Here is a 12,524-nt window from a genome sequence, read left to right as displayed (position 1 = left end):
AATTTTTGCTTTAAACTTAAAACCTTATGGCTTTAAGCGTTTTTATTAACACGCCTATCGTGTAAATTTGGTATTCAAAAAAAGTGAAAAAAGCTTTAAGCTCAATGCCTAAAGCTCAATGCTTTTATTAATATTCGTCTTCATTCCAAAGGAAGTCTTCGTCTGTAGGATAATCACTCCAAACTTCTTCAATAGATTCATAGATTTCTCCTTCATCTTCAATAGCCTGAAGATTTTCCACAACTTCCATTGGCGCACCTGTTCTGATAGCATAATCGATAAGTTCAGCCTTGGTCATTGGCCAAGGTGCATCGCTTAAATATGAAGCTAATTCTAATGTCCAGTACATAATTCTATTTTTTTTTGCAAAAGTAAAAATTTAGATGAGATTTCAAAGTTTTTTTGTCCTGATTTTCAATTCTTTTTATCAAAATTTTCAATACAAATTTTTCATTTCAGAATTTTAATCATCTACTTCTCATCTATCGCTTAATTTGTCATCAGTTTCTCAAAAACCATTCCACAAATTTTTTTATGCCATTTTGGAATTTTGTAGAAGGTTGATAGTTTATCAGTTTTTTAGCTTTCGTTATATCTGCATTGGTTTTTTGTACATCTCCCGGCTGCATTGGTAATTTATTTTTTAATGCTTTTTTGCCGACCGTTTCTTCAATAGTATAGAGCATTTCATTAAGGCTGATTACCTCATTTTCGCCTAAATTAATAATCTCATATACATCTTCATGCGTTTCAACATAATGAATAGATTTTAAAATTCCATCGATAATATCGTCTATATACGTGTAATCTCTCGCTGTAAAACCGTCTCCATAAAAGGGAACTTCCTTGTTTTCAGATATCAGATCCGTGAATTTGTGAATGGCAAGATCCGGTCTTTGTCTCGGCCCGTAAACAGTAAAAAACCGCAACTGAATCATATCAATTTTATAGAGATGATGATAAACATGTCCTAAAATTTCGCCACATTTTTTTGTTGCAGCATAAGGCGAAATCGGATTGTCTACATTGTCTGTTTCGGAAAATGGAACTTTTTCATTGTTTCCATAAACGCTTGAAGATGAGGCGCAAACAATTTTTTTAATCCCAAACTCTTTGCAAAGTTCCCAAAGATTCATGGTCCCCTTAATATTGACTTCTTCATATTCAAGCGGTCGTTCTATCGAAGGACGAACACCTGCTAAAGCGGCAAGATGAATAATTACATCTATTTTATGATTTTCAAAAACTTTTTTTAATCCTTCAATATCACGAATGTCCTGATAATAAAGTTGATAATTTTTAGAAGTCGTCTCAATAATAAGTTTCTGAATATCCGTTTCCTTATCATTAAAGTGAAATTCAAACGGCTTTTCTACACTTTCGAGAGTATTTCGTATTTTTATTTTATAATCATAAAAGTTATCAAAATTGTCAATATTGATGACAGAATGTCCATTTTTCAATAAACTTTCTACTAGATGTGAACCTATAAACCCACTTCCTCCTGTAACAAGATATTTCATTGTTCCTTGATTTATTCTGCGAAGATAAGAATTAAACAAAAAAAATCCCGAAATCAAGATTCTTTTGTACAATTTTAGTTTACAGGATTTTTTAAGTTGTGCGTTTTAAGTGAGGTTATTTTAGATTGACGCACTGAACCACTTTGAGGGTAGTAATTTCGGCTAATATTCTGGTTTTAAATTTTTAAAAGTTTTAGCATAGTTACATTTGATCATAAGCAGATCTCTATTCTTTATTTATGTTAAAATAATTTTTTCTTTTTTGATTCATGATACATAATGGTGGTTATCTTATTTAAAATCATTCTTAATAAAAGAATTTATACCTTTGATATAGTGAAAAAGTTGGTTTCCATATTATTATTGACACTTTATTTGCTTTCTACAACTGAATTGTATCAGTTTTTGAAAATTCCGGAACTGATTGAGCATTACAAGGAGCACAAAGGGCATAATCCTGAAATGTCAATAACAGCGTTTCTAAAAATGCATTATAATCATTCGGTTAAAGATTATGATGGTAAGAATCAACGATTACCATTTATTATTCATTCTGCACCTTTGGCATTGATTTTTACAATTAATCAGGAATTTAGCATTGAATTTATAATGAATAATTTCGAGTCAATTTTTTTGCATAAAATTCCTTTCAAAGATGAGGATCTTTGCTATAAAGGTTTTCTGAATTCCGTTTGGGAACCACCAAGACTTCATTTTTCATAATTTAATTCGTACTCACAGATCAAAATCATCAATTATTTATATTTAATTTTCAGAATAATGAAAACACTATTTTCAGCCATTTTAATGGTTGTATTCGCTGTTGGCATTCATGCACAAAGCCGTTTGGAAAATGCCAAAAAACAAGCATCAGAAAATGAAAAACTTATCTTATTGAATTTTTCGGGCTCAGACTGGTGTATTCCGTGTATCAAGTTTCATAAAAACATTATTGAAACTGCTGAATTCAAAAAGCTGGAAACAGAAAATGTAGTCGTTTACATCAATGCAGATTTCCCAAGAAACAAAAAAAATCAGCTCTCTCCAAAGCTGAAAAAAGAAAACGCTTCACTTGCTGATCAGTATAATAAAAAAGGATTATTTCCTTACACATTACTGCTGAATTCGGAAGGTAAAATCCTGAAAAGCTGGGAAGGTTTGCCTTCGCAAAATGTATTGGCTTTTAGTAAAGAGATAAGAAGTATCAAAGAAAATCAAAAATAAAATATGCTAAAAGAATTCAAAAGACCTCAAAAATTAATGGGGAACGCTTTTGAAATTACTGTTGTAAGTGACGATGAAAAATCCGCTTACAGTCATATTGACACTGCCATTGATGAAATCCGGAGAATCGAAAAACTTCTGACAACCTTCAGTGATGAAAGCCAGACCAATCTCATCAACAGAAATGCAGGGATACAACCTGTAAAAGTAGATCGGGAGATTTTTGATCTGATTGAAAGAAGTCTCAGGATCAGTAAAATAACAGACGGATATTTCGACATTTCTTATGGCGGAATTGATAAAAGTTTCTGGAATTTTGACCGTGAAATGAAAGAACTTCCAAATCCCGAACTGATTAAAAATCATCTAAAATTGGTTAATTATAAGAATATTATTCTCAATCATGAAAATCAGACCGTTTTTCTCAAAGAAAAAGGAATGCGAATTGGTTTCGGCGGAATCGGAAAAGGATATGCTGCAGAAATGGCTAAACAAATGCTTCAAAACAGAGGTGTTACTTCCGGAATTGTAAACGCTTCAGGCGATTTAACGACTTGGGGAAATCAGGCGGACGGAAAACTCTGGACAATAGGAATTGCCGATCCAGACAATGCCAAAAAACCGTTTTCTTATATGAATATCACAGATATGGCAGTTGCAACTTCGGGAAGTTATGAGAAATTCGTCATCATTAATGGTAAAAAATATTCTCATACCATTAATCCGAAAACGGGAATGCCGGTTTCGGGTGTTAAAAGTGTTACGATTTTTTGTCCCAATGCAGAAATTGCCGACGCAATGGCGACTCCCGTCAGTATTATGGGAATCGATGCGGCTCTCAATATGATCAACCAGATCAATCATCTGGAATGCATCATTATTGACGATCAGAACAAAATCTATTCATCTCAAAACATTAACTTAAAATGAAAAATACAATTAAAAATACCAGAAATGTCGTTCAAAATTTATTTGGGCAGCTTTCACCGTCTTCCACTCCCGCTTTTTTGCTCGTTCCTCACAAAAAGAGCTCCGTTCAAGCCGGGCTGCGAAGATTCAGCCGCTTACCTTACAGAGCAGTTGCTATTGTCTCATTATGTACGATTCCTTTGCTGAATTCCTGCACCACCGTAAAAGAATACGAAAAAAATAAACTCAACGATGCCGAAATGGTTCTTGGAAACAGAACGATTGAAAAAACAGAACTTAGCTTTCAATCTTACAGAGAAGGATCTTCAGGAGCCAATGCCGGAAAAGTTGGAGGTGGTTGCGGATGTAATTAAGAAAAGAGGAATTATAAAATTTAATTTGATCTAAAATGAAAAAAATAATCATAAGTGTTATTGCTCTTTTCGGAATTTTTAACACAAAAGCACAGGAAAACACCAATAACGAACAACCAAAAAAGCTGACTTTTGATGAAGCTAATTTAGTTTCTAGTTACTACAAACAGGACGGAAACAATTCTGCCGTTACAGGCGGAGTCGGCTCGGAAAAATTAACAGATATTTCCAATACTATCGATGTGACGATGGTGAAATACGATAAAAAAGACCGTAAAAATAAATTCAACTTCAGTGTAGGGATCGATCATTATACTTCCGCATCTTCGGATATGATTGATCTTAAGGCAAATTCATCAGCATCACACGCAGATAACAGAATTTATCCCGCTTTCAGCTGGAGTCGTGAAAATACTGAGAAAGGAACAACTTTGATGGCAGGTGTTTCTACCTCTTTCGAGTTCGATTACACCTCTTATGGTGCAAACATCGGGTTTTCACAGAAAACTGCGAACAAAATGGGAGAATTTACTGCTAAATTTCAGGCATATATCGATCAGGTAAAACTGATTGCTCCGATTGAACTGAGAACCAACGGAAGTACAGGTGGCGAACACGAAAATTATGGAACAAGCGGAAGAAATACTTTTGCACTATCCTTGTCGTACTCTCAGATTATTAATCAGAACTTTCAAGTTGAATTTTTGGCGGATGGTATTCAGCAGACGGGATATTTAAGTTTGCCCTTCCATCGTGTATATTTTACTGATAATTCTGTTCATCAGGAAGCATTGCCGGATAAACGATTTAAAATTCCTTTGGGAGTACGAGCAAATTATTTTCTTGGAGATAAAGTCATTTTAAGAGCTTATTATCGTTATTATACCGATGATTGGGGATTAAAATCCAATACTTTCAGTCTGGAAACGCCTGTGAAAGTTTCTCCTTTTGTTTCGGTAAGTCCTTTCTATCGTTATTATTCGCAAACTGCGGTTAAATATTTTGCACCTTATCAGCAACATACGGCTTTTGAAGATTTCTATACGAGTAATTATGATCTTTCTAAATTTGACAGTCATTTTTATGGAGCAGGAATCAGAATTAATCCGAAGAACGGTCTATTTGGTGTAGAAAGGCTGAATATGTTAGAAATCAGATATGGACATTACACAAAGTCAGTAGGAATGAAGTCCGATATTATTTCCCTGAATTTGAGATTCAAATAAAATCATTTTAAATTTGAAAAAATTTTCTTCCACAAACAGGATTTGAAATAAAAAACTCTGCAAAAGAGGAATTCATGGCAAGAGAGTTTTGATAATGTAAGTTGCTTACTATAAGCATGTATAATATTTGTATATGCTGATAGTTGCAAGTTTGAAATGACTCGCTGCGAATAAGATATTCGTTACTACAAAAAAGCTATTTAAAAATATGTTGGTGAAAATTCAATATATCTTTATCTTTAGATAAAATTTTAAAAAATGCTTTTCAAAGGACAAATCTTAAAAATGTCTACCGTTTTGGCGGAACCTATTCAATATTATTTTAATCTTTCGGGAGATCTGCTTAATATAAATCAGCTTCTTGAAAAAAAAATATCCATAAAACACACTGGTTATCAATGTGTAAATTGTGGCAGTGACGAGAAAATATACAGAATGGGATTTTGTAAAAAATGTTTTTTTGAAAGTCCTTATGCAAGTGATACCATTATTCGTCCGGAACTTTCCACAGCACATTTGGGAATTGAAGAAAGAAATTTGGAGGTTGAAAAAGAAATTCAGTTGCAGCCTCACGTTGTCTATCTTGCTTATACCGGTGATGTAAAAGTAGGAGTAACAAGAGTGTCGCAGATACCGACACGTTGGATTGATCAGGGTGCCACTTTCGCTTTACCTATTGCAAAAACTGAAAACCGATATGAAGCCGGAATGATAGAAGTTGCTCTAAAAGAACATCTTCCCGACAAAACCAATTATAAAAAAATGCTTCAGGATGATTTTGAAAGCGAATTGGATCTCATCGATTTCCGAAATAAAATCAAGGAACATTTTCCTACAGATTTTTCACAGTTCTATCACGAGGAAGGAGAAATTTTTAGTTTGGATTTTCCCTATACTGCACCCGAAAAAATAAATGTATTTACGCTCGACAAAAACCCTGAATTTGAAGGCGTTTTGAAAGGGATTAAAGGTCAATATCTTCATTTTGAAGGTGGAAAATTTATAAATGTAAGAGGACATGAAGGATATGTAATAGAAATGGAAATCAGCTAATTCTCTTTTCGGTTTTTTGAGAAATTCTTCACGGATGATAAAAAACAAATGGTTTAAAAGATTTATAATTTTTGCAGGAATTTTTCTTGCAGTCCTACTTCTCGCAAACTTTGGACTCAATTTTTGGATAAAAAACAAACTTCCCGAATATCTAAAAAAGAATACCGATTATATTATCCATTACAAATCTCTAAATGTAGATGTAGAAACCGGAAACATTCTTGCAATCGGAATTTCTGTAAACAATAAAAACCCTAAAAACCACAAAGTCATTGGATTACAAGGTTCTATTGACTCCCTGAAAATTACCCGTTTTGGAATTTTTGATGCTCTGTTTCGTAAACAGATTTCTTCAGACCATTTGTATTTGGCAAGTCCAGATCTCAACATTACCCTCCCCTTTCCGAAAGAGAAAAAAAACGGAAAAAAACAAAATCCGGTAAATGTTGAAAACATCGATATCCGCAACGGAAAAATTACCATTCTAAAGCCTAACCTTCAAAAGTATTTTTCCGTAAATCATTTTAATTTGGTAATTGAAAATCTGCAAATTCCGGAAGAATCTATTGATAATGAATTGCCTGTTATTTTTGATAAATATATTATAAACGGCGATCATTTTTATTTCCGTCCGGAGAATGCTTATGCCATTTTAGCTCAAAAAATTACTACTGTCAATGGAAAAATAGATGTTAGAAATTTTCAGATTGAACCGTTGCTTTCACCTGCTCAGTTTGCAAAATTTTATCCTGACAAAAAAAGCATGTTCCGTTTTGGTGCCGACGAAATGAATTTTACGGATATCAATCTGGAAAAACGTAAAGTTTCTCTTACGAATATGACTTTCCAGAATCCAAACTTATTGATGTATTCCACTAATGCCAAGCCTCAAAAAAAGGAGAAAAAAGAAAATAATTTTGAGATTGATCTTGGTGATATTCTTCTCAACAATGCAACCATCCAAATGAAAAGCATTGATGAAAAAACCATATTTCAGGGGCAAAACATTAAGGTAAGCATTAACAAATTCGTCTTTGACAAAGAAACTTCAAAGGAAAAAATTCCTTTTGCTTATGCAGATTTTTTGATTTCGGGGAATGAAATTCTTTATTCCACACAGGAGCAAAAATTCAAAATAGAAGCTGTTGCTTTAAATCCGAAAAATGGCGAATTAAAAAATATAAGCATTGATCCTATCTCCAATAATCCTCAAAAAAGCTATGTAAAACTGACAGGTGAACAATTAAGTTTCAAAATCGACAATTGGAATTTCAAAGACAATAAACTGAATATCAACATCGAAACTATTTTTGCAAATGCACTCAACGGAACTATAAAGCCGGCTTCAACTCCACAAAAAAACAAATCCGATTTTTCAGGAATTCAGTTTCCTGTAAAAGTAAAAAATGTTATAGTGAAAAATTCCAATATCGTTTTTGATAAAGGAAAGCAACCGCTCGTTTTCAATGATTTGAATGTGAATCTGAACGCCATTGAAATCTCTCCAAAGAATGATAAAAATGGTTTGGATTTCAATCTCGGTAATTATTCTGCAACGACACGGAATTTTAAGTACAAAACGAAATTTTATGATCTGTCTGTTGGTCTTCTTAAACTTAATAAAAATGGAATTCAGATCAATACGTTTAGTATGCTTCCAACTGTTTCCAGAGCACAATTCATCAAAATGATTCCGACGGAAAAAGATCTGTATACTCTAAAAGCCGCACAAATTTCCATGTCCGGAAAATGGGATCTTTTCTCCAAAAATAAATATCTGGAAGCAACCAATGTCACCATTCAAAACGCAAATGCCAATATCTTCCGAAGCAAACTTCCAAAAGATGATCCTACCATAAAACCTCTTTATTCCGAATTATTGAGGAAAATTAAATTTCCAATGTTCATTCAGAATCTGGATTTAAAAAATTCTGTACTGGAGTATGAAGAAGATACCAAAAAAAGTGATGGCCCCGGAAAGCTCATTTTTTCTAATTTTAATCTGAATGCTAAAAACCTGAATTCAGGAAAGATGAAAGGAAAACCTACTGAAGTTCCGATATCAATAAACTGTAAATTTTTTGATGTTTCCCCAATGAATGTAAAATGGAATTTCAATACGGCAAATATGTCGGATGCGTTTTCTATTTCCGGAAGTATTTCTTCGCTTCCAGCTTCAAGAATCAATCCGTTTGTAGAACCTTACCTGAAAATTCGTACAACAGGGAATTTCCAGAATTTAAATTTTAATTTTAAAGGAAATAAAAATGGTTTAAACGGAACTTTTAATCTAAAGCATAAAGATCTGAAGGTATCCATATTAAAAGAAGACGGAAAACAAAACAAGATTCTTTCTGCAGTAGCCAATATTTTTGTAAAAACCAATTCCGGAAACTTCCCTGAAAGTGTAACAGTAGACAACGTGCCAAGAAATCCTACCCGATCTTTTTTTAATCTTTTCTGGAAAGGAATTGAGGAAGGACTGAAAAAAACCTTAATCGGAAAAAACGTTGAAAAGACTGAAAAGAAAGTAAAAAACACCATAAAAGAGGCAAAAGCTATTTCCAAAGACGTGAAAAATGCTGTTCAGGATGCTAAAAGCGAAATACGGGATCTCAAAAATGGTATAAAGCAGGAAACAAAAAAAATCACACAACCGTCTGAAAAAAAGGAAAAAAAGAAAATTTTTCAAAGGATATTCAAGAAAAAAGAAGAGACCGAAAACTAGTTTCTTGCCTCTTCTCCACTAATAGTTTATTTTTAAGTTTTTTATCTCAATCCCAATTATATTCTTCAGACTCTTCTACCGGAATTTCTCGGATAAATTTGTCAAATTTTTCACCTGAATAATTGCTTTCTGCTCCATAAGAATCAATAATAATTCCTTTATTTCCTAAAGCATCCATTGCTACATATAATACAGCATTATCATCCGGATTGCTATCTCCTTCAAAACGGTACACTTTTATAATTTGCAAATCGGAAGGCAGGTACACTTTATCCAAATCCTGAAGCAGCATTTCTCCATTTTCATTCATCCGAAATTCTCTGTGTATTCCTCTTTCTGATGCCAATTTATCCATTATCTGGCTAAGTGTAAGCATACGATCTGGAGTATCCATCTATTTAATTTTTGTAAAATTACTCTAAAAAAGGACTCCGTTCTTTATACAATTCTTAAAAAAAGATTCAAAATTTGAAAAAAATTACATGTATTTTTCTCCTCTTTTTAAACTTTTAAGATCGTTTACATACTCTTTTATCAGTTGATCATTATCTCTTGGGCAGATTAAAAGTGCTTTTTCGGTATCTACTACGATATAATTTTTGAGACCGTCAATAATTAATGCTTTGTTCTTTTTTACACGGATCACATTTCCGTTGGAATTGTAAGCCAATACATGTCTGCTTTGTACAGAATTGCTATTATCATCTTTTTCCGCATTTTCATAGACTGATGTCCAAGTTCCCAAATCGCTCCACCCAAAATCTCCCGGAATTACATATACATTCTGAGCTTTTTCCAGAATGCCGTTATCAATAGAGATTTTATTCACTTTTGGATATATTGTTTCTATACACTCCGTTTCTTTGTTGGTGTTATATTCGCAGCTTACAAACTGTTTGCTCATTTCCGGAAGATATTTTTCGAATGCTTCCGAAATAGATTTTACATTCCAAATAAAAATACCTGCATTCCACAAGAAATCTCCACTTTCTAAAAAACTTTTAGCGATTTCAAGATCTGGTTTTTCGGTAAAGGTCTTCACCTTGAAAATATTCTCATCCTTTTTTTCAATAAATTGAATATATCCATAACCAGTATCAGGACGAGTCGGCTGAATTCCTAAAGTAATAAGATAATCGTTTTTGGAAGCAAAATCCAAAGCTAAATTTAGCTTCTCAAGAAATGCTTCTTCTTTCAGAATAAGATGATCTGCCGGTAAAACAATAAGATTTGCATCTTTGTTTTTTTGGGCAATTTTATTCACCATATAGATATTGCAGGCAGCAGTATTTTTCATCATGGGTTCTCCTACAATATTTTCTTCGGGAATTTCCGGAAGTTGGGATTTTGTTACCTCTACATATTCCTGATTGGTAATCACATAAATATTTTCATGGGGAATAACTTGAGAAATCCGGTCATACGTCTGCTGAATCATCGTTCTTCCGGTACCTAAAATATCTTGAAACTGTTTAGGAAATTTCTGTGTACTTAATGGCCAAAATCGGCTTCCGATTCCTCCAGCCATTATTACACAATAATTGTTGCTGTTCATACACTAATTTTTGTTACTCTTGCTAATGGTTTAAAAACATATTTTTTTCCATTATTAAGATTCTTACAAATATAATTATTTTTAGTTTTTTCGGTAATAATATATTTCTCTCTCCGATAGCCGAATTGGTGTCCTTCATCCAGATTCTCCAAAAAAAGAGTGTTATCATTTTCATTCTCAATATGAAAGTATCTCACTAAATCCGGACTTGCCATAAAATTAGCTTTCGGCGATTTTGAAAATTTTAAAATGATGGGTTTCAAATCTTCTTCATAAACCGAAATACTTTCCAAAAGCATCTCCCGAAAAGTATTTTTCCATTCCATTCCGTGAGGAGAAATTCTGTAACCGAATTTTTCAAAAGCAATAAGATGGGCCAACTCATGCGTAAGCACAAAAAAGAAAAGTTGAGGCTGAAGTGTAGAATTTACTGTAATTTGGTGTGTTTTATCGGGCATTCTTCTATAATCTCCCAGTTTGGAATTTCTTCCTTTTGTCACTCTGATATGAATATAAAAATCTGCAAACCATTTCCTGAGAAAAGGTGTTGTATTCTCTGGTAAATATTTCTGTAAAACATTAACAGACATGCTACAAAGATAATGGAATTCCGGAATAGAATTCTAAAAGCTTCATACTAAACAAATAATTGTATTTTGCTTGAGCTGTACTTCCCTGAGCGTTTGCATAGTTATTTCGGGCAATATTCAGATCGTAGATGGAAGTTCTTCCTGCTTCAAAACTTTTTTCTGCAAAATCCAATGCCAGTTTCGAGCTTTTTTCAGCTTCTAAAGCCGCAGTATAAATTTCGAAATTGTTTTCTGCATCAAACTGAGCTCCCTGAACATTCTGCTTCACTTCCTGCTTTTGTTGTAGAAGTGTCATTTTAGCAATATCTTCATTAATTTTGGATTGCTCCACCTGAAGTTTTGTAATCCCTTTATTAAAAATCGGAATATTTGCAGATAATCCCAGTTGTTGTCCGAAATTGTCTTTATACTGTTTTGTAAAACCGTAATCGTAACCGCTGTTTAGGGCATTAAAATAAAATGTTCCAATTCCGGCAGTAGCTGTAATGGTAGGCCAAAATGCAGTTTTTGTAACCTCTGTTTGTGCTTCTGCAGATTTTATTCTGCTTTCTGCTGCTTTTATTTGTGGCTGCAAAGTGTATGCAGTTTCCAAAACGTTTTCTGCGGAAAGTAATGGAGCATTAACAGTATTAATATTTGGAATATTTTCTATATCAAATTCTTTATAATTCGGAAGCTGTAAAAGTTGTGCAAGGCTAAACAATGCCCGGTTTACATTTACTTGTGCCGATTTCAAATTTTGTTTTTCTCTTGCAAGTGCAGCTTGAGCTTCTGCCAAAGTAGTTTGTGGGGTTGTTCCGACATCTGTAGTGATTTTTGCTCTATTATATTGTTTTTGAGCATTTGCTAAAGCACTTTCATTTATTTTCACAATTTCTTTATTCAGAAGAACTGAAAGATATTGCTGAGCAATTTGGAGCGAGATATTATTTTTAATGGTTTCTATATCATAGTTGGCTGCTTCTAAATCAAATTCAGTTTTGCGAACATTTTTCTCTAATCTTCCATTATTATAAACAAGAATATCTGCACTTATATTTAAACTATTATTAAAATTATCATTTCTACCGATACCTCCTTGAAATCCCTGAGTTTGCCCAAAACTTGCGCTATTGCTGATACTTCCTGAAACTCCGGGTAATTTTTGTTTTTTTGAAATTGTTAAGTTTTTGTCCTGAATATCTTTATTATAAGAACTTTGTAAAACCTGAAGGTTATTTTTTACTGCATAATCTACGCATTCCTGAAGCGTCCATTTCTTCTGTGCAGAAGCCATTAGAAAATATAACCCGAAAAAAAGAATCCCAAATTTCTTCATTGAAAAATTTTAATAATAAGACGT

General features: G+C 33.2%; 13 protein-coding genes. 7 read left to right on the top strand and 6 right to left on the bottom strand.

Annotated features, from left to right (window positions below):
- Window positions 1-127: 127 nt before the first annotated feature.
- Both AC2A1C_RS05315 and AC2A1C_RS05310 read right to left on the bottom strand, forming a co-directional pair.
- A complete protein-coding gene (locus tag AC2A1C_RS05315) occupies window positions 128-349 on the bottom strand; it encodes a DUF2795 domain-containing protein (protein WP_002662059.1) in 222 nt (73 codons plus the stop codon).
- Window positions 350-500: 151 nt separating this feature from the next.
- Complete coding sequence (locus AC2A1C_RS05310; protein ID WP_484024098.1) at window positions 501-1,523, bottom strand: GDP-mannose 4,6-dehydratase; 1,023 nt, start codon at window positions 1,521-1,523, stop codon at window positions 501-503.
- Between the two features lie 336 nt (window positions 1,524-1,859).
- Here AC2A1C_RS05310 and AC2A1C_RS05305 point away from each other — a divergent pair, with 336 nt between their 5' ends.
- From AC2A1C_RS05305 to AC2A1C_RS05275, 7 genes are all read left to right on the top strand, one after another.
- Window positions 1,860-2,246 carry a hypothetical protein gene (locus AC2A1C_RS05305; protein ID WP_484024220.1) on the top strand — a complete coding sequence of 129 codons (387 nt, stop codon included), beginning with the start codon at window positions 1,860-1,862 and terminating at the stop codon, window positions 2,244-2,246.
- Between the two features lie 57 nt (window positions 2,247-2,303).
- Window positions 2,304-2,747, top strand: a complete 444-nt coding sequence (locus tag AC2A1C_RS05300) for a thioredoxin family protein (RefSeq protein ID WP_484024097.1) — start codon at window positions 2,304-2,306, stop codon at window positions 2,745-2,747.
- 3 nt (window positions 2,748-2,750) lie between these two features.
- Complete coding sequence (locus tag AC2A1C_RS05295) at window positions 2,751-3,677, top strand: FAD:protein FMN transferase (RefSeq protein ID WP_484024095.1); 927 nt, start codon at window positions 2,751-2,753, stop codon at window positions 3,675-3,677.
- Window positions 3,674-4,030 carry a DUF4266 domain-containing protein gene (locus tag AC2A1C_RS05290; RefSeq protein ID WP_484024093.1) on the top strand — a complete coding sequence of 119 codons (357 nt, stop codon included), beginning with the start codon at window positions 3,674-3,676 and terminating at the stop codon, window positions 4,028-4,030. The genes AC2A1C_RS05295 and AC2A1C_RS05290 overlap by 4 nt, the downstream gene beginning before the upstream one ends.
- A gap of 35 nt (window positions 4,031-4,065) precedes the next feature.
- The gene (locus AC2A1C_RS05285; RefSeq protein ID WP_484024091.1) at window positions 4,066-5,256 is read left to right on the top strand and encodes a DUF3570 domain-containing protein; all 1,191 of its coding nucleotides are present in this window, start codon (window positions 4,066-4,068) and stop codon (window positions 5,254-5,256) included.
- Between the two features lie 258 nt (window positions 5,257-5,514).
- Complete coding sequence (locus AC2A1C_RS05280; RefSeq protein ID WP_484024090.1) at window positions 5,515-6,309, top strand: DUF2797 domain-containing protein; 795 nt, start codon at window positions 5,515-5,517, stop codon at window positions 6,307-6,309.
- A gap of 34 nt (window positions 6,310-6,343) precedes the next feature.
- Window positions 6,344-9,037: a hypothetical protein gene (locus tag AC2A1C_RS05275; RefSeq protein WP_484024089.1), complete on the top strand. Its 2,694-nt coding sequence runs from the start codon at window positions 6,344-6,346 to the stop codon at window positions 9,035-9,037.
- Between the two features lie 46 nt (window positions 9,038-9,083).
- On the opposite strand, the gene AC2A1C_RS05270 is transcribed toward AC2A1C_RS05275, so the two are convergent.
- From AC2A1C_RS05270 to AC2A1C_RS05255, 4 genes are all read right to left on the bottom strand, one after another.
- A complete protein-coding gene (locus tag AC2A1C_RS05270; RefSeq protein WP_484024087.1) occupies window positions 9,084-9,431 on the bottom strand; it encodes a hypothetical protein in 348 nt (115 codons plus the stop codon).
- 84 nt (window positions 9,432-9,515) lie between these two features.
- Window positions 9,516-10,592, bottom strand: coding sequence for a mannose-1-phosphate guanylyltransferase (locus tag AC2A1C_RS05265; protein ID WP_484024086.1), 1,077 nt, complete (start codon window positions 10,590-10,592; stop codon window positions 9,516-9,518).
- Entirely contained in the window at window positions 10,589-11,182 is a 594-nt protein-coding gene (locus AC2A1C_RS05260; RefSeq protein WP_484024084.1) for a SprT-like domain-containing protein, read from the bottom strand. Before AC2A1C_RS05260 ends, AC2A1C_RS05265 begins: the two co-directional genes overlap by 4 nt.
- A gap of 1 nt (window position 11,183) precedes the next feature.
- On the bottom strand, window positions 11,184-12,500 hold the full coding sequence (locus AC2A1C_RS05255) for a TolC family protein (RefSeq protein WP_484024082.1): 1,317 nt from the start codon (window positions 12,498-12,500) through the stop codon (window positions 11,184-11,186).
- Window positions 12,501-12,524 lie beyond the last annotated feature (24 nt).

The sequence above is a fragment of the Chryseobacterium sp. HNCC26DJ241 genome (assembly GCF_057180505.1).
This window is presented reverse-complemented; position numbering and strand designations above follow the sequence as displayed.